General features: G+C 43.4%; 33 protein-coding genes and 1 tRNA gene. 7 read left to right on the forward strand and 27 right to left on the reverse strand.

Features of this window, described 5'->3' with window-relative positions; all coding sequences use genetic code 11:
* Window positions 1–14 precede the first annotated feature (14 nt).
* The 24 genes from rpsE to OEG80_RS10210 form a co-directional block, all read right to left on the reverse strand.
* A complete protein-coding gene (gene rpsE / locus OEG80_RS10095; protein ID WP_010196711.1) occupies window positions 15–530 on the reverse strand; it encodes a 30S ribosomal protein S5 in 516 nt (171 codons plus the stop codon).
* Window positions 531–532: 2 nt separating this feature from the next.
* Window positions 533–883 (reverse strand): 50S ribosomal protein L18, encoded by a 351-nt coding sequence (rplR, locus tag OEG80_RS10100; protein WP_011279801.1) that lies wholly within the window; start codon window positions 881–883, stop codon window positions 533–535.
* 11 nt (window positions 884–894) lie between these two features.
* On the reverse strand, window positions 895–1,428 hold the full coding sequence (gene rplF / locus OEG80_RS10105) for a 50S ribosomal protein L6 (RefSeq protein WP_011512860.1): 534 nt from the start codon (window positions 1,426–1,428) through the stop codon (window positions 895–897).
* Between the two features lie 174 nt (window positions 1,429–1,602).
* Complete coding sequence (rpsH, locus tag OEG80_RS10110) at window positions 1,603–2,001, reverse strand: 30S ribosomal protein S8 (RefSeq protein ID WP_011512859.1); 399 nt, start codon at window positions 1,999–2,001, stop codon at window positions 1,603–1,605.
* Between the two features lie 11 nt (window positions 2,002–2,012).
* A complete protein-coding gene (rpsN, locus tag OEG80_RS10115; protein ID WP_011279798.1) occupies window positions 2,013–2,318 on the reverse strand; it encodes a 30S ribosomal protein S14 in 306 nt (101 codons plus the stop codon).
* 12 nt (window positions 2,319–2,330) lie between these two features.
* Entirely contained in the window at window positions 2,331–2,867 is a 537-nt protein-coding gene (gene rplE / locus OEG80_RS10120) for a 50S ribosomal protein L5 (protein ID WP_011512858.1), read from the reverse strand.
* Window positions 2,868–2,888: 21 nt separating this feature from the next.
* The gene (gene rplX / locus OEG80_RS10125; protein ID WP_011512857.1) at window positions 2,889–3,206 is read right to left on the reverse strand and encodes a 50S ribosomal protein L24; all 318 of its coding nucleotides are present in this window, start codon (window positions 3,204–3,206) and stop codon (window positions 2,889–2,891) included.
* Window positions 3,207–3,214: 8 nt separating this feature from the next.
* Window positions 3,215–3,583, reverse strand: a complete 369-nt coding sequence (rplN, locus tag OEG80_RS10130; RefSeq protein ID WP_010196702.1) for a 50S ribosomal protein L14 — start codon at window positions 3,581–3,583, stop codon at window positions 3,215–3,217.
* A gap of 181 nt (window positions 3,584–3,764) precedes the next feature.
* Window positions 3,765–4,040: a 30S ribosomal protein S17 gene (gene rpsQ / locus OEG80_RS10135; protein WP_011512856.1), complete on the reverse strand. Its 276-nt coding sequence runs from the start codon at window positions 4,038–4,040 to the stop codon at window positions 3,765–3,767.
* Complete coding sequence (gene rpmC / locus OEG80_RS10140; RefSeq protein ID WP_011279794.1) at window positions 4,037–4,234, reverse strand: 50S ribosomal protein L29; 198 nt, start codon at window positions 4,232–4,234, stop codon at window positions 4,037–4,039. The genes rpsQ and rpmC overlap by 4 nt, the downstream gene beginning before the upstream one ends.
* Window positions 4,234–4,647, reverse strand: coding sequence for a 50S ribosomal protein L16 (rplP, locus tag OEG80_RS10145; protein ID WP_011512855.1), 414 nt, complete (start codon window positions 4,645–4,647; stop codon window positions 4,234–4,236). The genes rpmC and rplP overlap by 1 nt, the downstream gene beginning before the upstream one ends.
* 3 nt (window positions 4,648–4,650) lie before the next feature.
* The gene (rpsC, locus tag OEG80_RS10150; RefSeq protein ID WP_011512854.1) at window positions 4,651–5,379 is read right to left on the reverse strand and encodes a 30S ribosomal protein S3; all 729 of its coding nucleotides are present in this window, start codon (window positions 5,377–5,379) and stop codon (window positions 4,651–4,653) included.
* A 3-nt stretch (window positions 5,380–5,382) separates the two neighbouring features.
* On the reverse strand, window positions 5,383–5,712 hold the full coding sequence (gene rplV, locus OEG80_RS10155; protein WP_010196689.1) for a 50S ribosomal protein L22: 330 nt from the start codon (window positions 5,710–5,712) through the stop codon (window positions 5,383–5,385).
* Between the two features lie 10 nt (window positions 5,713–5,722).
* Complete coding sequence (gene rpsS, locus OEG80_RS10160; protein WP_011279791.1) at window positions 5,723–5,998, reverse strand: 30S ribosomal protein S19; 276 nt, start codon at window positions 5,996–5,998, stop codon at window positions 5,723–5,725.
* A gap of 12 nt (window positions 5,999–6,010) precedes the next feature.
* Window positions 6,011–6,838, reverse strand: coding sequence for a 50S ribosomal protein L2 (rplB, locus tag OEG80_RS10165; RefSeq protein ID WP_011512853.1), 828 nt, complete (start codon window positions 6,836–6,838; stop codon window positions 6,011–6,013).
* 11 nt (window positions 6,839–6,849) lie between these two features.
* Window positions 6,850–7,200: a 50S ribosomal protein L23 gene (rplW, locus tag OEG80_RS10170; protein WP_011279789.1), complete on the reverse strand. Its 351-nt coding sequence runs from the start codon at window positions 7,198–7,200 to the stop codon at window positions 6,850–6,852.
* The gene (gene rplD / locus OEG80_RS10175; protein ID WP_011512852.1) at window positions 7,197–7,799 is read right to left on the reverse strand and encodes a 50S ribosomal protein L4; all 603 of its coding nucleotides are present in this window, start codon (window positions 7,797–7,799) and stop codon (window positions 7,197–7,199) included. Before rplD ends, rplW begins: the two co-directional genes overlap by 4 nt.
* Before the next feature lie 14 nt (window positions 7,800–7,813).
* Window positions 7,814–8,452 (reverse strand): 50S ribosomal protein L3, encoded by a 639-nt coding sequence (gene rplC, locus OEG80_RS10180; RefSeq protein ID WP_011512851.1) that lies wholly within the window; start codon window positions 8,450–8,452, stop codon window positions 7,814–7,816.
* A 48-nt stretch (window positions 8,453–8,500) separates the two neighbouring features.
* Complete coding sequence (gene rpsJ, locus OEG80_RS10185) at window positions 8,501–8,812, reverse strand: 30S ribosomal protein S10 (RefSeq protein WP_010196670.1); 312 nt, start codon at window positions 8,810–8,812, stop codon at window positions 8,501–8,503.
* 487 nt (window positions 8,813–9,299) lie between these two features.
* On the reverse strand, window positions 9,300–10,886 hold the full coding sequence (locus OEG80_RS10190; protein ID WP_263240690.1) for an Rne/Rng family ribonuclease: 1,587 nt from the start codon (window positions 10,884–10,886) through the stop codon (window positions 9,300–9,302).
* Window positions 10,887–11,110: 224 nt separating this feature from the next.
* A complete protein-coding gene (locus OEG80_RS10195) occupies window positions 11,111–11,791 on the reverse strand; it encodes a Maf family protein (RefSeq protein WP_263240692.1) in 681 nt (226 codons plus the stop codon).
* 140 nt (window positions 11,792–11,931) lie between these two features.
* Window positions 11,932–12,417, reverse strand: a complete 486-nt coding sequence (gene mreD, locus OEG80_RS10200) for a rod shape-determining protein MreD (RefSeq protein ID WP_263240694.1) — start codon at window positions 12,415–12,417, stop codon at window positions 11,932–11,934.
* Between the two features lie 142 nt (window positions 12,418–12,559).
* The gene (gene mreC / locus OEG80_RS10205) at window positions 12,560–13,420 is read right to left on the reverse strand and encodes a rod shape-determining protein MreC (RefSeq protein WP_263240695.1); all 861 of its coding nucleotides are present in this window, start codon (window positions 13,418–13,420) and stop codon (window positions 12,560–12,562) included.
* Between the two features lie 245 nt (window positions 13,421–13,665).
* Window positions 13,666–14,703: a rod shape-determining protein gene (locus tag OEG80_RS10210; protein WP_041752960.1), complete on the reverse strand. Its 1,038-nt coding sequence runs from the start codon at window positions 14,701–14,703 to the stop codon at window positions 13,666–13,668.
* Window positions 14,704–15,386: 683 nt separating this feature from the next.
* Here OEG80_RS10210 and gatC point away from each other — a divergent pair.
* The 7 genes from gatC (at window position 15,387) to OEG80_RS10245 (ending at window position 21,266) form a co-directional block, all read left to right on the forward strand.
* On the forward strand, window positions 15,387–15,701 hold the full coding sequence (gene gatC / locus OEG80_RS10215; protein WP_011512845.1) for an Asp-tRNA(Asn)/Glu-tRNA(Gln) amidotransferase subunit GatC: 315 nt from the start codon (window positions 15,387–15,389) through the stop codon (window positions 15,699–15,701).
* A 65-nt stretch (window positions 15,702–15,766) separates the two neighbouring features.
* Window positions 15,767–17,263 (forward strand): Asp-tRNA(Asn)/Glu-tRNA(Gln) amidotransferase subunit GatA, encoded by a 1,497-nt coding sequence (gene gatA, locus OEG80_RS10220; protein ID WP_263240696.1) that lies wholly within the window; start codon window positions 15,767–15,769, stop codon window positions 17,261–17,263.
* Complete coding sequence (gatB, locus tag OEG80_RS10225; RefSeq protein WP_263240697.1) at window positions 17,263–18,792, forward strand: Asp-tRNA(Asn)/Glu-tRNA(Gln) amidotransferase subunit GatB; 1,530 nt, start codon at window positions 17,263–17,265, stop codon at window positions 18,790–18,792. The genes gatA and gatB overlap by 1 nt, the downstream gene beginning before the upstream one ends.
* Before the next feature lie 114 nt (window positions 18,793–18,906).
* Window positions 18,907–18,983, forward strand: a tRNA-Pro gene (locus OEG80_RS10230).
* A 203-nt stretch (window positions 18,984–19,186) separates the two neighbouring features.
* On the forward strand, window positions 19,187–19,894 hold the full coding sequence (locus OEG80_RS10235; RefSeq protein ID WP_263240698.1) for a hypothetical protein: 708 nt from the start codon (window positions 19,187–19,189) through the stop codon (window positions 19,892–19,894).
* A gap of 133 nt (window positions 19,895–20,027) precedes the next feature.
* The gene (locus tag OEG80_RS10240; protein WP_181210831.1) at window positions 20,028–20,207 is read left to right on the forward strand and encodes a hypothetical protein; all 180 of its coding nucleotides are present in this window, start codon (window positions 20,028–20,030) and stop codon (window positions 20,205–20,207) included.
* A 102-nt stretch (window positions 20,208–20,309) separates the two neighbouring features.
* Window positions 20,310–21,266: a DUF1853 family protein gene (locus tag OEG80_RS10245; protein WP_263240699.1), complete on the forward strand. Its 957-nt coding sequence runs from the start codon at window positions 20,310–20,312 to the stop codon at window positions 21,264–21,266.
* Window positions 21,267–21,291: 25 nt separating this feature from the next.
* Here OEG80_RS10245 and OEG80_RS10250 read toward each other — a convergent pair whose 3' ends face one another.
* From OEG80_RS10250 to OEG80_RS10260, 3 genes are all read right to left on the reverse strand, one after another.
* Window positions 21,292–21,822, reverse strand: coding sequence for a DUF2726 domain-containing protein (locus OEG80_RS10250; RefSeq protein WP_263240700.1), 531 nt, complete (start codon window positions 21,820–21,822; stop codon window positions 21,292–21,294).
* 303 nt (window positions 21,823–22,125) lie between these two features.
* Window positions 22,126–23,313 (reverse strand): SPOR domain-containing protein, encoded by a 1,188-nt coding sequence (locus OEG80_RS10255; protein WP_263240701.1) that lies wholly within the window; start codon window positions 23,311–23,313, stop codon window positions 22,126–22,128.
* Between the two features lie 230 nt (window positions 23,314–23,543).
* The gene (locus OEG80_RS10260; protein ID WP_263240702.1) at window positions 23,544–24,917 is read right to left on the reverse strand and encodes a bifunctional folylpolyglutamate synthase/dihydrofolate synthase; all 1,374 of its coding nucleotides are present in this window, start codon (window positions 24,915–24,917) and stop codon (window positions 23,544–23,546) included.
* Between the last annotated feature and the right edge of the window lie 176 nt (window positions 24,918–25,093).

Raw genomic sequence — 25,093 nt, forward strand, 5'->3', positions numbered from 1 at the left:
TCACCTAGTCTAAGTTAACCCAAGATTTCGTCTACAGATTTACCACGTTTTGCTGCCATCTTTTCTGGAGTTGACATATCACGTAAACCGTTAAACGTTGCACGAACAACGTTAGCAGTGTTGGTAGAACCATAACATTTAGTCAAAACATCTTTGACACCAGCAACTTCTAATACAGCACGCATTGCGCCACCAGCGATTACGCCAGTACCTTCAGATGCAGGTTGCATATAGACTTTACTAGCACCATGACGTGCTTTGATCGGATGATACAAAGTTGCATCATTTAGCTCAACAGTAATCATATTACGTTTGGCAGCTTCTAGTGCTTTTTGAATAGCAGCTGGCACTTCACGTGCTTTACCGCGACCAAAACCAACGCGACCATTACCATCACCCACTACGGTCAACGCAGTGAAAGAGAAAATACGACCACCTTTAACAACTTTTGCAACGCGATCAACGGTAACTAAGCGTTCTACTAGACCGTCAGTCTGTTCATTTTTATCATTTTTATCATTTCTAGCCATGATTAAAACTCCAATCCGTTTTCGCGAGCAGCTTCAGCTAAAGCTTTTACTCGACCATGATATTTAAAACCACTACGGTCAAATGCAACTTTAGTAATGCCAGCTGCTTTTGCGCGTTCTGCGATCATTTGGCCTACAGACGTCGCTGCATCAGCGTTACCAGTCGCGCCTGAACGCAAGCTGCTGTCTAAGGTAGATGCCTGAGCAATCACTTCACCACCGTTCGGAGAGATAATCTGGGCATAGATGTGTCTTGGCGTACGATTAACCGTTAGACGATGAACGCCCAAAAAACGGATATGTGCGCGGGTTTTCTTAGCTCGACGTAGACGAGCTGCTTTTTTATCAAACATTTCAACTCACCTTATTTTTTCTTGGCTTCTTTGCGAATCACATGCTCGTCACTATAACGAATACCTTTACCTTTGTAAGGCTCAGGTGGGCGGAAACCGCGGATATCGGCTGCTGCTTGACCAAGCTGCTGCTTATCGTTTGATTTTAAAACGATTTCAGTTTGCGTTGGGGTTTCAGCTGATACACCTTCAGGTAACGTATATTCTACTGGATGTGAGTAACCAACGTTTAGGGTTACTTTATTACCAGCAGCTTGAGCACGGTAACCAACACCAATCAACTGAAGACGTTTTTCAAAGCCTTCGTTAACGCCTATTACTAAATTATTTAGTAAAGAGCGCATGGTGCCAGTATGCATCATCGCTTCTTTTGAATCGACTGTAGGTGAGAAAATGATTGCATCATCTTCCTGTTTCAGCTCGACCAATTCATGCAGGCGTAAAGACATATTGCCGTTCTTGCCTTTAACTTCGACCTGCCGATCGTTCAAAGTAACGCTTACGCCGTTTGGCAGCGTCACTGGGGCTTTAGCCACACGAGACATAGGAATATTCCTTAGAAAATTAACTTCTTTATATTAGCGAAAAAACTAACAGGCTAAAAAGCGTGTTAGTTTAGCATAGTTGATCGCGTTAGACACCTAACAATGTTAAATAATTTATCACTACCACATTGAGAGAAGCCTAACAGCGTCAAATAGACTTTATCGTCGTGTAGCTTACGCTACAAATGCGACGACTTCACCACCGATACCAGCAGCGCGTGCAGCACGATCAGTCATGATGCCTTGGCTAGTTGATACAATAGCAACACCCATACCTTGCTTAACAGTAGGGATAGCGTCTTTACCACGATGCTGGCGTAAACCAGGACGGCTAAAACGTTGAATCGTCTCGATGACAGCTTTGCCTTCGAAGTATTTTAATACGATGGTCAAAGTTGCTTTGTTGTTGTTTTCTTCAGTAACAACAGCGCTAGCAACATAACCTTCGTTAACCAACAAATCAGCGATTGATTTGCGTAGCTTAGAGTTCGGCATTGCTACCGATACTTTATTAGCCATTTGTGCGTTACGAATACGGGTTAGCATATCCCCAACGGTATCTTGCATACTCATATAGTTACCCCTTACCAGCTTGCTTTACGAACACCAGGCACATCGCCTTGCATGACACGCTCACGCAGCATATTGCGTGATAAGCCAAACTTGCGGAAGTAACCGTGAGGACGACCCGTGATAGCACAACGATTGCGCAGACGTACTGGTGATGCGTTACGTGGTAAAGCTTGTAGCTCTAGCATCGCTTCCATACGAGTTTCGTCACTTGCAGTCATATCACTGATAGTTTCTTTTAGCTTGATACGCTTATCAGCGTACTTAGCAACCATTTTTTCGCGCTTTAATTCGCGGTTAATCATGCTCTTCTTTGCCATAACGTCTTTACCTTATTTAAATGGGAAGCCGAAAGCTTTAAGCAACGCACGACCTTCTTCATCAGATTGAGCTGACGTAGTAATTGTCACATCCATACCACGGATACGATCAATCTTGTCAAAGTCTACTTCTGGGAATACGATTTGTTCTTTGATACCCAATGAGTAGTTACCACGTCCGTCAAAGGCTTTAGGAGAAAAACCACGGAAATCACGAATACGAGGAATTGCAATGGCAATGAGACGATCTAAAAATTCGTACATTTGCTCACCGCGTAGCGTTACTTTACAGCCAATTGGCCATTCTTCACGAATTTTAAAGCCAGCAACTGATTTACGCGCTTTGGTGACTACAGGTTTTTGACCAGCAATAGCAGTCATATCAGCCACAGCACCTTCAAGCAATTTCTTGTCTTGAGACGCGCCGCCTACACCCATATTTAGTGTGATTTTAGTGATTTTTGGCACTTGCATCACATTCGCCAAACCAAGTTCTTCTTTGATTTGCTGTTTTAATTCTTCGTTATATAAAGATTTTAATCTTGCCATTACCATTACACCCTTAGTGTCTTACGCAGTCGCCACTACTTCACCGTTCGAACGATACAGGCGTTGTTTCTTGCCGTCTTCGCCGAACTGATAAGTAATACGATCAGCTTTTTGGGTTTGCGCATTTAAGATTGCGACATTTGAGATATGCAGAAAAGCTTCTTGCTTAAGAATGCCGCCTTCAACGCCAGTTGCCTGATTTGGCTTCTGATGTTTAGTGACAATGTTAATGCCTTCAACTTTAATACGATCGTTTTTTACAGCTTGTACAGTACCTTGCTTGCCTTTGTCTTTCCCAGCAATCACGATAACTGTATCGCCTTTACGTAATTTTGACATGGATTACCTCACAATACTTCTGGTGCTAGTGATACAATTTTCATAAACTGATCACCACGTAGTTCACGAGTTACCGGTCCAAAAATACGAGTTGCAATCGGCGCTTTGTTTTGGTTCAACAATACCGCAGCATTGTCGTCAAAACGTAATACCGAACCATCAGGACGACGAACGCCTTTTTTGGTACGTACAACTACCGCATTCATCACGTCGCCTTTTTTAACACGACCGCGAGGAATGGCTTCTTTAACCGTTACTTTAATAATGTCGCCAACTGATGCATAACGACGATGAGAGCCACCCAGTACTTTAATGCACTGAACTCGTCTTGCACCGCTATTATCTGCAACTTCCAGCATAGATTCAACCTGAATCATAGCGTTACTCCACACGTATGAGCAATAAAAACCAGTTGCTGCCGCTAGCACAGTATGAGTAGTCGGCATTTTAATATTAATAACCGCTGCTACTCTTAATGTGAGTGATATACGCTCGGCGCAATCAGTATCCTTAAAAAGGCAGCTATTTTAACAGCTTCTGGCTTTTAATGCAATTTACTTAGATTTTTTCTACTTTTTCAACCACATCAACCAAAGTCCAAGACTTGGTTTTTGAGATTGGACGCGTTTCTTTGATGCGGACAAGATCGCCTTGTTGGCAAACATTATTCTCATCATGTGCTTTGATTTTAGTAGAACGACGAAGCTGCTTGCCATATAAAGGATGACGAACCAGACGCTCAATCAAAACCGTGATGGACTTGTCCATCTTGTCACTGACAACTCGTCCTGTCAGAACACTAGCATTGGTCGTTGCTTGATTGTTATCGCTCATGAGTCGCCTCGTTGTTTCTCGTTAATCAAAGTCTGAAGCTGAGCAATCGCACGACGATTGACACGTACTTCATGGGTATTCCCCAACTGACCAGTTGCTTTAGCCATACGAATACGGAAAGCATCAAGTTGCTTTTCATCAAGTAACTGGGTCAGTTCTTCTAATGATTTATCACGTAATTCACTGATCTTCATTACATTATCGTCCGCTTAACAATGGTAGTTTTAAAGGGCAGTTTAGCTGCAGCAAGCGTTAACGCTTCGCGAGCAAGCTCTTCTGAAATCCCTTCAAGTTCATATAGTATTTTACCAGGTTTGATTTCGCATACCCAATATTCTACAGGACCTTTACCTTTACCCATACGTACTTCTAATGGTTTATTGGTAATTGGTTTGTCTGGGAAAACGCGAATCCAAATCTTACCGCCACGCTTAATTTTACGAGTGATGGTACGGCGTGCTGCTTCAATTTGACGGGCAGTCATACGACCACGAGTCAAAGATTTTAGACCAATTTGTCCGAATGCAACGGTGCTTCCACGATGAGCTAGCCCAGTGTTACGACCTTTGTGCATTTTACGAAACTTGGTACGTTTTGGCTGTAACATAGTTTAACCTCTGTCTGTGTTTCGACGGTTTCCGTTTCCACGACCACGGCGTTTTGGCGCACGAGTCTGCTCTTCTTTAACGGGATTGTATACACTGTTCATACCGTCAAGGATTTCGCCACGGAAGATCCAAACTTTTACACCGATGGTGCCGTAAGTGGTTTCCGCACGTACTGACGAATAGTCGATATCAGCGCGTAGTGTATGCAGTGGCACACGACCTTCACGGTACCATTCAGTACGAGCAATCTCAGCACCGCCAAGACGGCCAGACAGCTCAACTTTAATACCTTTAGCACCAGAACGCATGCTGTTCTGTACCGCACGCTTCATAGCACGGCGGAACATAACACGACGCTCAAGCTGACTTGCGATGCCTTCCGCTACCAAATGAGCATCAAGATCAGGCGAGGTGATTTCTTCAATGTTAACCTGAGCAGGTACGCCCATAATTTTGGTCAATTCTTTTTGAAGTCTTTCAATATCTTCGCCTTTCTTACCGATAACAATACCAGGACGCGCAGTGGCGATGGTAATCTTAGCAGCACCAGTAGGACGCTCAATCATGATCTTGCTAATCATAGCACTATCAAGTTTCTTGCGCAGATATTCACGAACCTGAATGTCGTTAATTAGGTATTCTGAGTATTGTTTAGGGCTAGCATACCAGTTTGCGTTATGCTTTTTTACAACACCAAGACGAATTCCGATTGGATGTACTTTTTGTCCCATAACTTATTCCCCTACCTTTATAGTGATGTGACAGGTACGCTTACTGATACGATCAGCGCGACCTTTAGCACGTGGTAGGATACGTTTTAGCGTAATGCCTTCATCAACGTAGATGGTTGATACTTTGAGAGTATCGATATCTAAACCGTTGTTGTTTTCAGCATTGGCGATGGCAGAGTTAAGACATTTCTTAACAAAAACCGCGCCTTTTTTATTGCTATACGTTAGGATATCCAAAGCACGCTCAATAGATTTGCCACGAACTTCATCAGCAACGAGTCTAACTTTTTGTGCCGATATGGCGGCACCGCGTAATTTTGCAGTTACTTCCATGGTAAGCACCTTATCTCTTAGCTTTCTTGTCAATGCCGTGACCACGATATGTACGAGTCGGGGCAAATTCACCTAGTTTATGACCAACCATCTGTTCACTTACGATAACCGGTACATGAGTACGGCCATTGTGAACAGATAAAGTTAGGCCAACCATTTGTGGCAGAATCATTGAACGGCGCGACCAAGTTTTAATTGGTTTGCGTGAGTTGGTTTCTAATGCAGTTTCAACTTTAGCAAATAAATGCGCGTCTATGAATGGACCTTTTTTCAATGAACGAGGCATGAAATTCTTCCTTTATTTCTTCTTGGCGCGACGGCGGATGATCATGTTGTCAGTACGCTTATTGTGACGCGTTTTAAGTCCTTTAGACTTCTGACCCCAAGGGCTAGTAGGATGGCGACCTTTGTTACGACCTTCACCACCACCATGTGGGTGATCAACCGGGTTCATAGCGACACCACGAACAGAAGGACGAATACCTCTCCAACGTGAAGCACCAGCTTTACCAAGTGATTTCAAGTTGTTTTCAGTATTAGAAACTTCACCGATAACAGCACGGCAATTTACGTGTACACGGCGAGTTTCGCCAGAACGCAAACGAAGAATTGCATAAATACCGTCACGACCTAGTAGCTGAACGCTAGCACCCGCAGCACGAGCCATCTGTGCGCCTTTACCGATTTTAAGTTCGATATTATGGATCACAGTACCTAGTGGTATGTTTTTTAGCGGTAAACAGTTACCTGGACGAATTGGTGATAATTCACCTGACATTACAGTATCGCCAACTGCTTGCTTTTTAGCAGCGATAATATAACGACGTTCGCCGTCAGCGTACTTAAGTAAAGCAATATGCGCAGTACGGTTAGGATCGTATTCAATACGCTCTACTGTAGCTGGGATATTGTCTTTAGTACGTTTAAAATCGATAATACGATAATGTTGCTTATGACCACCGCCGATGTGACGAGTAGTAATACGGCCATTATTGTTACGACCACCGGTCTTGCTTTTTGATTCTAGAAGCGCTGCAAACGGACGACCTTTATAAAGGTGTGGATGCACTACTTTTTCAACAAAACGACGGCCTGGTGATGTTGGCTTTGCTCTTACGATAGGCATGAGTGTAATCCTTATTCGTTATTCGCTGTTTCACTAGTAGAAGCAGTCGTATTTGCGACCTCTTCACCAGCATCAGCCATTTGTACATCTTGACCAGCTTTTAAGGTAACATAGGCTTTTTTATAGTCATTACGACGGCCGATACTTTTACCAAAACGCTTTGTCTTACCTTTAACGTTCAATGTGTTTACTTTTAAAACTTCAACACCTTCAAACATCATCTCAACTGCTTTTTTAACTTCAAGCTTAGTAGCCTTAGAGTCAATTTTAAATACCTGCACACCAAGTGAGTCGCCAAGCATTTGAGATTTCTCTGAGAATACAGGTCCTCTTAGGATCTGATAAAGTCTTGCGTTATTCATGCTAGTGCTTCCTCAAATTGTTTCGCAGCTTCGACTGTCATGATCACTTTATCAAAAGCGATCAAGCTCACTGGATCCACTTCACTTGTATCAAGTACATTGACATGTGGGATGTTGCGAGCAGCTAAGTATAAGTTTTCGTCAACTTCTTTGGTGACGATCAATGCACGTGATGCATTTAACTCACCTAACTTTGCGATCAGCTCTTTGGTCTTAGGACCAGAAACGCTTATCTCTTCAACCAAAATCAGACGCTCTTGGCGAATCAATTCGGCTAGGATGCACTGCATAGCACCGCGATACATCTTACGGTTAACTTTCTGTGACCAATCTTGTGGCTTAGCCGCGAATGCACGACCGCCCCCACGCCAGATTGGGCTACGAATAGAACCTGCACGAGCGCGACCAGTACCTTTTTGGCGCCATGGCTTAATGCCACCACCAGAAACTTCGGCACGGGTCTTTTGAGCGCGTGTACCTTGACGAGCACCAGCAAGATATGCGGTGACGACTTGATGCACTAATGCTTCGTTGAATTCACGACCGAAAGCCGTATCAGAAAGCTCAACTGCCGCCCCTGTAACTGTTTTTAAATCCACGTTAATCCCCTTGCTTAGGCTTTGACTGACGGACGTACGATGACATCGCCACCGGTGGCACCTGGGATAGCACCCTTGATGACAAGTAACCCATTTTCAACATCAACCGATATCACTTCTAGGCCTTGAACGGTAACGCGTTTGTTACCCATCTGACCTGGCATTTTTTTGCCTTTGAAGACTTTACCTGGTGACTGGTTTTGACCAGTTGAACCAATGGCACGGTGAGATACTGAGTTACCATGAGTGGCATCTTGCATGCTGAAGTTGTGACGCTTCACGCCGCCTTGAAAGCCTTTACCTTTACTGTTTCCTGTGACATCAACCATCTGACCTTGTTCGAACAAGTCAGCTAGGATCTCACCACCAATCTCACGACCTTCAAGATCGCTGTCATTGGCACGAAATTCCCAAACACCACGACCAGCGGCAACGCCGGCTTTAGCGAAGTGACCTTTTTGAGCTGCTGTTACGCGGCTGTCACGACGGGTGCCTGTGGTAACTTGGATGGCTTGATAGCCATCTACATCAGTATTTTTTACTTGAGTAATGCGGTTAGCACTGATCTCAACCACTGTTACAGGGATAGATGCGCCTGCTTCAGTGAAGACACGGGTCATGCCGCATTTTTTACCGACTAAACCGATCGCCATTTTAGACCTCTTTATATCTTATATTAATGGGTTGGGTGTTTATGTGCATTAACCCAAAGCAATTTGAACGTCAACACCCGCCGCTAAGTCAAGCTTCATTAGCGCATCCACAGTTTTATCGGTAGGTTGAACAATGTCAACCATACGCTTATGAGTACGGATTTCGTACTGATCACGAGCGTCTTTGTTTACGTGTGGTGAAGTTAGAACGTTGAAGCGCTCAATGCGAGTCGGCAACGGTACAGGACCACAAACTTGCGCACCGGTGCGCTTTGCAGTATCAACAATCTCTTGTGCAGATTGATCAATCAGACGATGATCAAAAGACTTAAGACGGATACGGATTCTCTGGTTAGCCATGCCAGCAAGCTCCTAATATGTGCTTTTGTCATTCTTGCTTTGCAAGGATATGAGCAAAAGCCGTTTGGTTAAATATTCACTTAAAGCGGCCTTCTGTTCTAAACCAGAATGAGTTCTTTATCCGAACTTATAGCGTGCCAAAAGCAAAATAGTTTAAAGCCCCGCCGACCCTTCCATTGTAGGATGTCAGCAAAGGCATAATGAAATAGTGCTAGAAACGATGCTCTAGCTGTCATAGCGCCAGCTGTTTGATTGGCTGCGCATATATAATTCAGTGGTCTGTATTATACATAATAATCAGATGATTGCAAGGGGCTTATTTACAATGATATACACAACTGTTTGATATAAATATTGGTTTTTAAAACAGATTCTCTTAACTTTTAACCAATTGCTTACTAAGCATCAAAGCTAAACCGTCCCATTAAATGCCCTAAGTTTTCAACATTTGACGGTAATACTTACTATTCAGATCCCGCCTTGACGTTCAATCTAATACTATATCGTATTGTTCTTGGGTATATAAATTCTCAACATCAAAGGTAATCACTCTACCAAGCAAATACTCTAAATCTGCCACGGTATCCGATTCTGACGTCAGTAATAAATCAATCACTGCCGCATGGGCAACCACCGTAAACTTCTTTGGAGAGTTATAAGTACGAGCACAGCGCATGATTTCACGAAATATCTCAAAGCAGACCGTTTCAGCAGTTTTGACAAAGCCGCGCCCTTGACAGGTCGAGCAAGGCTCACATAGTTGCTGACCAAGCGATTCACGGGTACGCTTACGGGTCATCTCAACCAAACCAAGCTCACTGACTTGAGTGATTTTGGTCTTGGCATAATCTTGTACTAGCTGTGACTGCAAGCTCTCTAAGATATCATCCTTGTGCTGCTGCTCAAGCATATCGATGAAGTCTAGGATAATAATACCGCCTAGATTACGTAAGCGCAGCTGACGGGCTATCGCGTGTGTTGCCTCTAGATTTGTTTTGTAGACGGTATCTTCTAATGAACGCCCACCAACGAATGAGCCAGTATTGACATCAATGGTGGTCATCGCTTCGGTTTGGTCAATAATCAGATAGCCGCCCGACTTTAAATCAACGCGGCGTTTGAGCGCATCACGTAAATCATCTTCGACGCGGTGCACATCAAACAGCGACTGCTCAGCGGTATAATGTACTATGCGATCATAGACAAAAGGCACAAATTCTTTGGCAAAGTATCTAACTTGCTCATATATCTGTGAATTATCAATTACGACTTTTTCGGTACCAGCGTGTACCAAATCGCGGATAGAACGCAGTGGTAACGATAATTCTTGATAAATAAGCTCTGAACTTTGATTAGGCTTCATTTCTTGACGACGAGCACATATCGTTCGCCATAGTTGCAAGAGATAGTAGATGTCTTCTTCAAGTTTATCAACGGGGACACGCTCTGCCGCTGTACGTGCAATAAGACCGCCCTTGAGATTGACGGTTTGCATCAGGCTAGTAAGCTCAGTCTTGAGACGGGTACGCTCTTCTTCACCATCAATACGCTGCGAAATACCGATATGCTCACTCGATGGCAAGTAGACCAGATAGCGAGATGGCAGTGATATATTGGTGGTTAAGCGCGCGCCTTTACTGCCCAGCTGATCTTTAGTGACTTGAACTAAGATACGTTGGCTCTCGTGTAGGCGATGCTGGATGAGAGTTTTCGAAACTGGTACAACTTCTGTGTTCTGCGTACTTATTACAGGCGGCGTAATGGCTAAATCGTCAGCGGTTACCTCTACAATAGTGCGCTCATCATCAGTCTTTTCGACTTTACTGCTTTTGGCAGCTGGACGAGGTTCACGCTGCATATCATTAACGTGTAAGAATGCAGTACGTGACTGACCAATATCGACAAAGGCTGCCTGCATACCCGGCAGAACGCGTACCACTGTACCCAAGTAAATGTTACCAACCAAACCCAGTTTATGATGACGCTCAATATAAATCTCGCCCAAGATACCGTTATCTAGTACGGCAACACGGGACTCCATGGGACTAATATTAATCAGCAGCTCTTCGGACATAGTATTTTCTCTTATCACTTAGCTTTCTGGTGAAGCATTCATAGTTTGGTAGCCTAACAGTGTAACAAATGCCACTTGCTTTTGCCCATGACACAAGCGTGTCATTATGTGCAGATGGCTTAATATCAAGCTTCATCTTAAAGCACTGCTGAATCCATACCCCTGCTCTAAACGTTTTGAGCATGTAAGCTTTATTAGGTATTATCTATTTAGGCATCAAAATTTTAAAGCGTATCAGTGTCATTCATCTCTTTAATCAATGCCAGCGTTTGGGCAAGCGGTAAGCCTACCACATTGGTATAGCTGCCATTGATACGGCTAACCCAAGCCGCACCCAAACCTTGAATACCATAGCCACCTGCCTTGTCTACAGGCTCGCCGCTGTCCCAATAATCACTCATCATCTCTAGGGTAAGCGCTACAAAGGTGACCTCTGTGCGTTCAATGATTTGTTGCTGATTGATGATTTGCCATACTTGCTCATTATCGAACCCATCAGAACGTTTAGGCTGTAATGAGAGTTGCGTTGCCTGTACCGCCGTCCATACTTCATGAGTACTATCAGACATTTGCTGCCACATACGATAAGCATCTTCGCGATTATTTGGTTTGACCAAGACTGTTTTGCCATCTGGCAATACCCCAATGGTATCAGAGGTCAATAAAATAATGGGCTTCGACAAGAGTGATTGATATAAGTGAGCGTCGTTATTCTTTAACTGTCTATTTAGCTGCGCGGTTGCTGCCTCTGCTTTGGCGGCGACCATACGGACAATATAATCTTTGGGCGACTCATCTTGATAAGGCGTTTCATCGATATCCACGCTGATGACCGTAAATTCTAGTTGCACTCTACTTAGTAACTCGCGACGACGCGGCGAGCCGGATGCTAAGATAATATCCATCACTACTCTCTATATTATGTAGAAACTTGATATTGATAGGTTTAGTCATAAATAAACGAGGGTCGTCTATCGTAGATGCTTGTAAAGACCATGTGTGATGAAAATACTTGTATTGATAATCGATGTAATAATCAATCTGATTAACGCACAAATTTTCGTAACGTCAATAGTACCAATGGCCAGCTAATAATACTCATCAACAAAGAGAAAGTAGATTGGGCAACAAAGACATCTTGTACAAACATCTGTAGCATCCACAGACTCGCTTGAAATACAAATAATCCCAAACTCGCTATTATGCATGCACTAATCGTATTTAGCTGTCTGATATAGATACTGGTCACCTTTATCATAAGCGCCACTGCCACAGCAGAAAAAGCCTGCTGTCCTAAATGAGTATCCATCAGCAAATCAGCAATAAGGCCAATAGCAAAGGCGCTAGAAATGCCTACATAACGCGGCTGAAACAATAACCAAAAAATCAATACCATGATCATGATCATAGGACGCAATGTGGCCATACTAGGACTTAATGGATAAACACTGAGCGATGAGGCAATAATAAAACTCAGTACAATCACGGCATGCAGCAGCCCATTTGCATGATCAGAATCAGGATATGCCATGAATACGTACCTTTAGCGGATGTTTAGCAGCTACTTAATAATGAATTCAGCATTGCAGGGAATAAAAAACGAGGAGTAAAACAGCGCACTTAAATAGAATAGCGGCTGATTATCGGGCAATGATTATCTCTAACAATGACCATCAAGACTCATTGATGCCAATATTGTTTTTATTAGCCAGCTTGTCTTGCAATATCAGCACATAAGCATTATCGACAAAGTTTGCAGCAGGTATGACATCAATGCTTCTAAAATTATCCGCTTGCGTGTCTTCAATATGGGCGATACGACCAACACGGTAGCCTGTAGGGATACGCCCACCTAATCCAGACGAGACCAGCTCATCCCCGACGCGTACATCTGAGGTTTTAAAGACATACTCAAGGCTCAATGAAGTAGGTATACCCTGACCGGTGACAATAGCGCGCTGACCTGTCCGCTTGACAGTAACAGCAACGGACTGCTGTTCATCAGTAATAAGCAATAAACGGCTGGTATTAGGATAGACATTGATAATCTGCCCTAAAATGCCGTTTTCATCAATGACCGTTTGCCCAACTTGTACCCCATCTTGCTCCCCTTTATTCAACACCACAATTTGACGCAGTAGATTGGTGTCAGTACCAATTACCTGTGCCAAATTTAAATCAAATTGTTCAGGGCGTGTGGTCGATAGAATACCTTGCAGGCGAGCGTTTTGCGCCAAGATATAATCTTGCTGCTGCAACTTAGCTTGCGCATGAATAAGTTGAGATCTGAGCTGCATGTTTTCGCGGCGCAGCGTTTCTTTTGATTGTAGGCTACCGCTTGACCAGTGTTGTGCATAACTGGGTAATAATGATAGCTCGTAAATAGGCTGCATTGCGGCATGGCTCGTTGAGCGTATAGGCTTGAACCATTCTGGATTTTTGCTATCAAACCACATCAATATCAATGCCACTATTAATAAAACAGCAGTCATACGAAGCGCGAGTGGCTGGCGAGCAAAAATACTTGGAGTCATAGTTCGTCTAATGTAGAGGTTTTAATGTGGGCATTAGCCAGCACTGAATAGCACTATATAAAAGGCAGTGGATATTAAAGAAAAGCTCAGTATCTATCAGATATTGATTGCCTTTATTGATAATATTAAAGGCAACCTTTTTGGCTACCTTCAATGTTATTTATCCAACCTTTCTCATGCTTATTTATCGTTAACTTCAGCCTTGTCTAACATTGCTAGTATGACAATGCTTGATAAACAGTGATTTATACAAAAATCATATTTAGGCTTTTGTTATTGATAAAATCAAGCGCAATACCGCCACCACGGCTCACGCAAGTTAATGGATCTTCAGCGACTGTAACTGGTAAGCCTGTCTCTCTTGAGATGAGCTTATCTAGGTCACGTAATAGTGCGCCGCCACCGGTCAAGACAATACCGCGTTCAGCGATATCTGATGACAACTCTGGTGGCGTCTGCTCAAGTGCTGCTTTTACCGCGCTGACGATACCACTTAACGGATCACTCAAAGCTTTCTGCACTTCTTCTGAGTTGACCGTGAAGGTTTTTGGTACGCCTTCTGCCATGCTACGTCCGCGTACTTCTACTTCTAACTGGCTGTCTTCATTTAGCGCAGAGCCAACTTCTTGTTTGATACGCTCAGCAGTAGTTTCACCAATCACGCAGCCATGAATACGACGCACATGGGTAATAATGGCATCATCAAACATATCGCCACCGATACGGATAGACTCAGCATAGACACAACCTGACAAAGCGATAACGGCAATCTCAGTGGTACCACCGCCGATATCAACGACCATCGAACCGCTGGCTTCATGAACCGGCATGCCGGCGCCAATCGCTGCTGCCATTGGCTCTTCTAGTAACAATACTTTGCTGGCGCCAGCTGACGATACCGCTTCACGAATCGCTTTTCGCTCGACAAGGGTAGACTTGCAAGGCACGCAAACCACCACATTAGGCTGTGCCATAAAACGCTTAGCTTTTACCTTGGCGATAAAATGCTTAAGCATTTTTTGCGTCACTTCAAAGTCAGCAATTACGCCGTCTTTTAAAGGGCGGATAGCCGTAATATTGGCAGGCGTACGACCCAGCATCTGCTTGGCATCAATACCAACAGCAGCAACGGTAGGGTTCTGTGTGCGATTGCTTCTTAAAGCGACCACCGTAGGCTCATCGAGCACCACGCCTTTACCAGGAATAAAAATAAGGGTGTTCGCAGTACCGAGGTCGATTGCGATATTATTTGATAAAAATCCAAACAGGTTCATGACTAATATTTCCAGCGTATTACAAATGAGGCGAATGAGGCAAATGAGAGTGACCGAGGGATTACTCGTCAGTATTGAGCAGGTCGTCTTTAGACATTACCCGTGGCGAGAGTTTATCATCGTAACAAGTCAAACCGAAGCTATAATGATGAAATGAAAAAACTGAGCTAAATTATACCGATTTGGCTCAAAAAAAACACAGATATTTGCATCAGTACGCTAGGATTTTGCGCTTATGCGCTAAAAGTTGTTACAAAGTTTGAAATCGCAGACCATACCAGCCGCTTTGATGAAACAGCCTTTAATTCAATCACTCACAAGCAGCTACCGTCTTATGATACTTACTAAGTAATTTGCTTGATAACTTGCTTAGCAGCAGCTACCCACTGTAACGTATTTCGTCATTAAATGGGGAGCTATTGACCATCAACTTTTTACTATCCAGTCAGCTTTGCATAATTGCTTATTAAGTTGAGCCTTTTTTAATAGAAGAGTCGTGAATAAAGCCCTTTTAAGCAATCTTGTGAGTAAAGATTGTGCTGTAATCAAGTGTCCTGCTCTGTAAACTTCGGTCAGATGCTTTATAATAAAGCCACTGTATACTTACATCTTTATATAAGTCGCTTATTTTAGTGCTTATCTGTTTTAGTCATATTCTACTCTAACAAAAACTGTCCGTAACTGGAGACACTATGTCACAGCAACCATTAACGTCTGACAACACTGTCAGCCGTGAAGAAATCCTAGAAGTTGCCAATCTTGCCCGTTTAGGTGTCGATGAAAATACTGCCGATAGCTATGCTGCTGATATCTCTAAAATACTTAAGCTGATGAACACGCTTGGTAATGTCGATACCACTGATATCAAACCTTTATCAAACATTCATGAAGCTTGCCAAGATTTGCGTGCTGATGTCGCTAAACACGATATCAATCGTGAACGCAATCAATCGGTCGCCCCTGCTGTCGAAGATGGCTTGTATTTGGTACCGCAAGTGATTGAATAGGCGGCTGTCGCTCTCTGATTTCGTATCTTACTTTATGCTATTAACATTTTGACGGACGACACCTTATGTCTGAACTTCATTTATTAAGTACCCAGCAGCTCATTACTGGTCTGCAAGACAAACAATTTAGTAGCCTTGAGCTGACTGACCACTACATCAAACGTATCAACGCGCTTGATACCAAGATCAACAGTTTTATCACTCATACCTCTGAGACAGCGCGCGCGCAAGCAAAAGCGGCGGACGAGATGCGTGTACAAGGGGACAAACGCCCATTACTTGGCGTACCCATGGCGCATAAAGATATTTTTTGTACTCAAGGCGTATTGACGACCTGTGGCTCTAAAATGCTGCATAACTTTATCTCTCCTTATGATGCGACCATCGTCACTAACATTGATAAAGCTGGAATGATCAGCCTTGGTAAGCTCAATATGGATGAGTTTGCGATGGGCTCGGATAATGAAAGCTCATATTATGGTGCGGTGCACAATCCTTGGAACATAGCACATGTACCTGGTGGCTCATCAGGTGGTAGTGCAGCAGCCGTTGCAGCAGGGTTTGTACCCGTTGCGACTGGTAGTGATACTGGTGGCTCTATTCGTCAGCCTGCCTCATTTTGCGGCTTAACGGGCATCAAACCTACTTATGGTCGCGTCTCGCGCTTTGGTATGATTGCTTATGCCTCGAGTCTTGATCAAGCCGGTAGTATGGGTCGCAGTGCCATGGACTGTGCCTTCCTATTACAGCCAATGATTGGTCATGACCCACGCGATGCGACTTCTATCAAATACGAAATGCCTGATTATGTACAAGATTTAAATGACGCTGCTACCAGCGCTGGTGATAAACCGTTTGCCGGTTTACGTATTGGCGTTGCTAAAGAATATTTTAGTAAAGGACTTGATACTGAAGTCGAACAAGCAGCTCGTGCAGCGTTAAAGAAATACGAAGAACTTGGCGCGACCATTGTAGAGGTGACAATCACTGATCCAGAGATCACCCTTGCTACCTATTATATGCTCGCACCAGCTGAAGCATCATCAAACCTATCACGCTTCGATGGTGTGCGCTTTGGGTATCGCTGTGAAAACCCTAAAGACTTGATTGACTTATATACGCGCTCGCGTTCTGAAGGCTTTGGTCCTGAAGTACAGCGCCGTATTTTGTCAGGGACTTATGCGCTATCTGCTGGTTACTTTGATGCCTATTATACTAAGGCCCAAAAAGTGCGCCGCATAATTATCAAAGACTTCGAAGATGCTTTTGCCAACTGTGATGTGATCGCCAGTCCAACGGCGCCAACAGCGGCTTATAAACTTGGTGAAGACCTTGATCCTGCAACGATGTACTTGGGTGATGTTTATACCATTGGTGTCAACTTAGCGGGTCTACCTGCGCTTAGTCAGCCAGTTGGTTTAACCTCAGCTGGATTGCCTATTGGTTTGCAATTGATTGGACAATATTGGCAAGAGAGCAAATTGCTCTCTACTGCTCATTTATTCCAGCAGCATACAGATCATCATCTGCAACACTCTACCATCGCGAAGGAGACGGTATAATGAATACAGCAACTACTACTGATAACAACGCCGTTCGCAAACACGATGTTCGTAAAGAGCTATTCGTCGATGGTTATGAAGTGGTCATCGGTATCGAGATTCACTGCCAGCTGAACACAGAAAGTAAGATATTCTCGAGCGCGCCGACTGACTTTGGTCACGAGCCAAACAGCCAAGCCAGTATTGTAGATTTAGGCTTACCGGGTGTCTTGCCAGTGCTAAATGCTGGTGTGGTTGATCGTGCGCTAAAATTCGGTATCGGCGTCAACGCTGAGCTGGGTCTATTTAATACTTTTGACCGCAAAAACTACTTTTACCCTGACTTGCCGAAAGGCTATCAAATCACTCAGATGGCCAATCCTATCGTTGGTGAAGGCTATATTGATGTCGTCGTCAATGAAGGTGAAAAGAACGAATATCCTAAGCGCATGGGTATCACCCGCGCGCATTTAGAAGAAGATGCTGGTAAATCTGTCCATGATGCTGTCGATGGTATGACAGGTGTGGATCTTAACCGTGCTGGTACGCCGCTGATCGAAATCGTCTCTGAACCTGATATGCGCTCGGCTCACGAAGCACTGGCCTATATCAAAGCCATTCATCAGCTGGTGACTTGGCTGGGTATCTCAGACGCTATCATGGCAGAAGGCTCATTCCGCTGTGATTGTAACGTCTCTATCCGTAAACCTGGTGCTGAGTTGGGGACGCGTACTGAGCTCAAAAACCTCAACTCGTTTCGCTTCATCGAGCGTGCCATTAATCGCGAAATCGAGCGTCAAATCGACATCTTAGAAGACGGCGGTAAAGTTGTACAAGCAACGATGCTTTATGACCCAGAGCGCGATGAAACTCGTGTTATGCGTACTAAAGAAGACGCCAACGATTATCGTTATTTCCCTGATCCTGACTTGCTACCTGTGCGTATCGAGCAGCATACGGTTGATAGCATTCGTGCAGCGATGCCTGAGCTACCGGTTGCCCGCCGTGCGCGTTTTGAAGAAGCGCTTGGTCTTTCAGAATATGACGCTCGTATCTTGACTGGTAGCCGTCAAATTGCTGATTACTTTGAAAATGTGGTCGCAGAAGTTGGGCAAGCAGATGCCAAAATGGCAGCTAACTGGGTAATGGGCGACCTACTCGGTGCGTTGAATAAAGATGATAAGGAAATTACTGACTCCCCTATCAGCGCCAAGCAATTGGCTGGTATGCTATCACGCATCAAAGACGATACTCTATCTGGCAAATTGGCTAAGAAAGTATTTAGCGCCTTATATGAGCGCGAAGGCGGCGATGCTGATGATGCAGCAGATAAAATCATCGAGGAAAAAGGTCTTAAGCAAGAAACTGATACGGGCGCTATCAAAGCCATCGTTGAAGAGGTCATCGCTAAGAATGCAGCGATGGTTGAAGAGTATCGCGGCGGTAAAGAAAAAGCCTTCAATGGTTTAGTTGGTCAAGTAATGAAAGCCAGTCGCGGTAGTGCCAATCCACAGCAAGTCAACCAAATCCTAAAAGAGTTACTGGGTTAAGGTTGACTGCTCATTGGTTATACTGGCTATGATATGTAAAATGCAATTGTAGATTTTGGCTAAAATAAATAGCTCTTGCAATATACATAATTTTGCGTAAAATAGTCAGTCATTCGGGGCGTAGCGCAGTCTGGTAGCGCACTACACTGGGGGTGTAGTGGTCGCAGGTTCAAATCCTGCCGTTCCGACCAAACATAGTAGTAAAGAGAGAAGCCAATCATTGTTTTCAATGGTTGGCTTTTTTTTGTGATAAATTTGGCTGATAATTAAAGAAAGAAATAGTAAAATTTGAGCAGGGCTAGGATTCATTACTCAAAAGCCAGCCAGCCACACACCTTTAGGCTGGTACTGACTTGCAACTACTATAATTTAAGGGTGTGTAAAGGTGTAAATTATGGTTAATTCTAGAGAGGGTTTTTCAGATGCTGACCTTCAAAAAATTCTCGAACAAGCCGAACGAATAGAGTTTGAAAGATTGCAACATAGAACAACTATACCCACAGTATTTATAAAAGAATTACTAGATAGCCCACCTAATTTTTTACTAAGTCGTCATTTTTTTGACGTAGGTTATAAAGATAGGAAGAGAATATCAATCATTCATGAGCTAATAGAAAAGATAGAGAATATTGCTATTGAAGACTGCAAAGGACTTTTAGAAGAACAGGGTTATCGTGTAGATTTTGAGAAAGAAGAATCTATTATGTATAGAGGATTATCTGTTCATATTATGCTCAGTAACAAAGATATTTACTTAGAGTCAAAGGAGCTTAAATGCTTGAACTTTCATAAACTATGTGACTGTATCAACTTAGTTGGCTATGTTTTTGGTGCAGGAACAAATGAAGTTAGAGGTGATAACGATTTTCAAAAAAAACTATCAAAGTCCAACAAGACAAAAGCGAATAAAAGATGGTCAAAACACAATCAAACCAGACCTGAAAAAAAGAAACTATACCTAGAAATTATGGATCAACAGAACTTCACTACTTTTGCTGAAACAGCCGAATATATTAAACAGCACATTGAAACAGATAAAAAACCATCTTATGACACTATCAAACGATGGTTAAGCCAAGCCAACAAAGGCGATTTTTCATAACCTATCATACTGTGGTATGCAGGCATACAACACGCTATGCATGCATAAGTATTTAGCTATAACCATACAACCTATAACATAAATCCATGAACCGTTACTCACCGTTGTGTAACGGCATAACATGGAGCTAAACATGACACAGCAAGATCATATCCCACCTAATCTAGAACAACAGCCACCGCATAACGCGCCTAGCAACTTATCAAAACGGCTACTGCCAATACTAAAAATGATACTTAGCATTCTTTTGCCTTACTTACTATCACCGCCTGATATCAGCATTCATATTCATCACATTAATATCCTGTTTTAAAGCCAAAAAACTGAGTACTACCCTAGCGGATACTTGTCATCTATAGACTTTTATAGAGCCAACAGTTAGGGTGAATGCTACAACATTACGGTGGTTTATCATATGTCCGAGCCTGTCGATCAGCCCACATCTAGCCGCCTTATAGATGCTGCCCCTTGGGAGGCGTATCAGCGACCCTATGTACGTGATTTGGCGTATGTGCTGGCATGCCCTAACGTTTTAACCGAATGGCTGAACTTTGCGCCGCATCAGAATACACATACCGTGTCGGTACATAGCGCACACTTTTGGCAATCACAGTTTGCGGTGTATCAGCAGCGGTTAAAGGAGTTGGATACTACCAATGCTTATCAGGCGCTGACCCGCTATTTACTGACGCGTCCAAGTCCCAATCGACTGGGTTTTCACTTTGAAGGATTACTGTCATTTTGGTTAGAGGATGGGTTTGCGCGTAAGCTGCATCCGTATGAAACACTCGCTAATAATGTGCAATTATTTAACGGCAAGCAGACGACGGGTGAGCTGGATTTAATCTTACATAATCATGCAGAAAATCTGGTCGAGCATTGGGAGCTGGCGATTAAGTTTTTTATGGGATCAGCGCCTTTTGCCCCTGAGAACTGGGTCGGTATCAATTCCAATGACAATCTACAGCGTAAAATGACCCACATGCAAACCAAGCAGTTTGGTAGCATTTGGGTTGATACGGAAAAACATGGTCAAATTAAAATTGATAAGCGCTATGGCGTGATAAAAGGACGGTTCTTTTTGCCGATAAATACCTATAATTTTACTTATCCGTCTTGGCTGACACCAAATTTTCCGATACATGAATGGTGTGATAGCAATGATACGGCTAGTCTTGCGATGATTGATATAACCGCATTGCGTGCCGCCCATTATATTGAATGGTTTAGTAAACGCGACTTTTATGATGACCGTCAGTCGCCACTGAACAATTCTAAAAACGATATATTAAAAACAGGTTTATATTTTGCAGGCGATAGACCGATTGTCATTTACCCTAAGCAGACCGAACAAGTAGAAAATAAACTTTAAGCTTTTATCATCATCTTAATAGCTTTTAATAACTCTCAATCACTTGCATCAGCTCATATCTCAGCATGTCGGCACTCGGCATGCGCTCCGCATGAAAACGCACGATAGCAATGCCCGCACTGGCAAGCGCCTTGTCTTTTTTGTCATCGGCTTTTTGCCTCGCTTTACTGCTATGTGTCCAATCATCAAGCTCGATGGCAACCAAGGTAGTCTGCGCATCAATATCAACAATCACATAATCAACACTTTGGCGGCAGATACGATTGAACCAAAAACTGCGCTCAGACGTCTCATTACTGTTCGCTTCGATAATCCGTGACAGCTGTACTTGCACAAAAATATGATATTCCGGTAATGCATTTTTTAACTTATTAAAAAATATCACTTCAGTAGGGGTCATGATAGGCATCGGCGCAAACGGCCAAATAGCCAACTCATCACCGCGTACAGGTGGCGGATCTGGTTCAACAGCTTGTTTATTAGAAAATAATTTTGGTAAGGTAATCAGCCCCAAAAAGCCAACTGCCAATATTAAAAATATAACGCCAAATGACATGGTTTTACCTTATACAATATCTAAGCAGTTAGATAGCTCGCCTATATGCTAGCCTAGCCAACATAACAAACTACCTTTAACTGCAGCAGGTCGACCCTTATGGGCTAACAGGTTATACAGAGAGAAACAAAAATGGTGCTCATGGTAGCTAAGTATGAGTAAATGGACAAACACTAAAACAAAAAACACGACAATAGATGTCGTGTTTTAATCATAGAGGCATCAAAGGACAATAAATGAAAGCACTCTCATTAAATTTTTAGCTGCTATTTCATTATCATGCGTTTAGCAGTTTAACAAAATCTAGCGCCAGTATAATACCCAAGCGCTGGTGGTATTCACTTTAGGGTCACTATTAATCTTATCCTTCAAGGCTAAAGCAGCTACTTTACCACGCTCAGGACCGACAATAACCCGTACACCGCGACTCGTCGGGCTGGTCTTAACTTGATAACCTGCAGATTGGAATTTTTTTGCCATCTCATCCGCTTTGGATTGGTCGTTTGCTAACGCTACTTGTACCCCAAAGCTACCTTTAGCATCGGTTTCTTTGACTTCTTTGCGGGCTTCACTGAGTTTTTGCTGAGCATCACGTTTAGCATCTGCTGACTTTTTTGCTAAAGCTTCTTCTCTTTGACGCTTTTCTTCACGTGCCTGTTCAGCCGCCGTCGCTTCTCGCTCTAAACGCTCTACTTGCTTACGCGATGGAATCGTAATGGTTTGACCAAGATTTAGCGATGTTGATGGTGAGAGATTATTGGCTTGAGCTAAGACTTCTACCGGCATATCGTACTGGCGTGCCAGTTTAATCAGCCCATCTCCTCTTTTGACTTGATAGTCAGAGGGCGACTTAGGTGGGGTCTTTTTTGCGGCTTCATCCGCCTCGCGCTTTTTTTCCGCAGCTACTTGCGCTTCAGCCTGCTTTTTAACGTCTGCTTCTTTTTTGCTATCTGCTAATTTCTTAGCAGCAGCTTGCTCTCTAATAGTTGCTTGTCTTTCATCTGCCTGCTGCTCCGCTAGTGCTTTCTTCTTTGCTTCAGCACCATCAGTGGACGTCTCTGCACTAGAAGGCGCTGATATAGGTGTTGCAAGTGTGTTCTTCGTCGCCTCTTTATTAGTACTGTTAGTATCAGCGTTATCTTCGATACTTGGTGTGGTGCTCGCCAGATATTGCTGACTTTCAGCGCGTGCTTTTGCCAATGCTTGCGCCTCTGCCGCTTCTTGTTCAGTTAAGAACTGCTGAGCACGCTTTTCTTGTTCTGCAACGCGAGCGGCACGCTCTTTTTGTTTTTGTGCCAAGATACGTTTTTCTGTTTCGATATCTGTTGTCAGTGGTTGTACAGACGTAGGCTCAGCACTCGGTTGATCGATCATTGCCGATCCCGGCTGTGATTTATTGGTATCACCAATTTGTTGTACCATGGCGTATAGCATCACGCTACCACCGATAATCATCCCAATGCCCAATAAGGCTTGTCTCGAAAAATTCATCCGTTTACGTCTCTTAGTTAGTAATAAGGTTGATTGGGCGGCGCGGTTATTGTTTTAAACTATATTATAGATAGCTTAAATCAGCAAGCTATTAGCGCCAGTTGCTTCCATCCGTGTTAATACTAATGCGCTAGGTTTTAATCACTTTGATTATAAAGCATATTTTTCATGCTGTCTGCCACCATGCTATTACTAAGACTAACATCAAACAGTCAATGTTTTAACGTAAATTATCGCGTTTCAAGCGTAGACAATGCCTCTCCAATCGTATGAAAAGAGCCACAGACTACAATCAAATCTTGTGGCTGACTGGCATTTATAATCGCATGAGTGGCTTCTTGCAAACGCGCAAACTCATGTATCTGAGCATCATCGACATAGCTCGCTAAGATACCTTGCAAATGCTCCGTAGTGGCAGCACGTGGATAATCAATTTCAGCGATGAACCAATCACTGATTGGTAAGCCTGCTGTCGTCAAACGCTGCACCACTTTATTAATATCTTTATCACCTAGCATAGAAAACAACATTTTAATGGTAGCAGGTTCACCTGAAGTTTGATTAACTTGTTCAGATATACTTTGCTGTGTTAAATGCTGCTGCCAAAGCGGCACTAGCTGTGCCAATAAAAACTCAACGCCTTGATCATTATGCGCCACATCAAATAGCCAATGACGCTCATGGACTTCACGATAATCGAAGCGACCGGCAAGCTTAACTGTTTTTAGCGCTTGCTCTATAGCATTGGTATCGACGTCTAAGGGACTTGCAAGTACTGCTGACAGAGCATTGGCAGTATTGGTCAATGACAGTGCGGGTCGAGGCAATTGTAGAGTGACAGCGGCATTGCTATATTGCCACGTAGTCGAATTATTTTCACAATAGCTGAACTCTTTACTGACTTGATAACAAGTCGCCTGATGCTTATCTATCGCTTGCTGTACGCTATTTGGCATCTCTGTAGCACCGTAAATGACGCTAATCCCATCACGTAAAATACCTGCTTTTTCCGCTCCGATGGCTTCCACATTATCACCCAACCAATCAACATGATCGATGGCAATATTGGTAATCACTGCCATATCAGGGTCGATGATATTGACCACATCTAAGCGACCGCCCAGCCCTACTTCTAACACCCAAACATCGCAATCCGCTTCCGCGAATATCAACAATGCTGCCAGTGTTGTCATCTCAAAAAATGACAATGTTAAATCACATTGCAACCGTGCCGCTTCTACCTTGCTAAAGGCAGCAATCAGGGTTTCATCGCTGACCATCTCGCCATCGATCCGTACCCGCTCGTTAAAGACGCTCAAGTGCGGCGATTGATATAAGGCAGTTTTATATCCTGCGGCTTGGCACATCTGCGCGATGACCGCAGTCGTCGAGCCTTTGCCATTAGTACCTGCAACCGTAAATACATAGGCGTCATCTTTGGCTGATTGTACGACTCCCAATGCCTCAGCGACTGGCAATACACGTGACAGCCCCATGTCTATCGCCGAAACATGAATCTGCTGCATATAATTCAGCCATTCGGTTAAAGTGGCTTGGTTGTCAGGGGTACTACTAGGGCTATGAGACGCTAAAGAATCAGACATGGACAGAACCTATATCAAAGTTTGAGATAAAAGATAAAACTTATAAAAAAATAAAAACAGTATGACTAGCTTGCTACAAAGCAAAATAGCATTTACCGTTATTCACGATAAATGCTATTCATTAGTTTTACATATTTGGCAGATATTAGCACGCCGCTCGATCATTATGCAGTGAA

The sequence above is a fragment of the Psychrobacter sp. SC65A.3 genome (assembly GCF_025642195.1).
Classification (GTDB): Bacteria; Pseudomonadota; Gammaproteobacteria; order Pseudomonadales; family Moraxellaceae; genus Psychrobacter; species Psychrobacter cryohalolentis.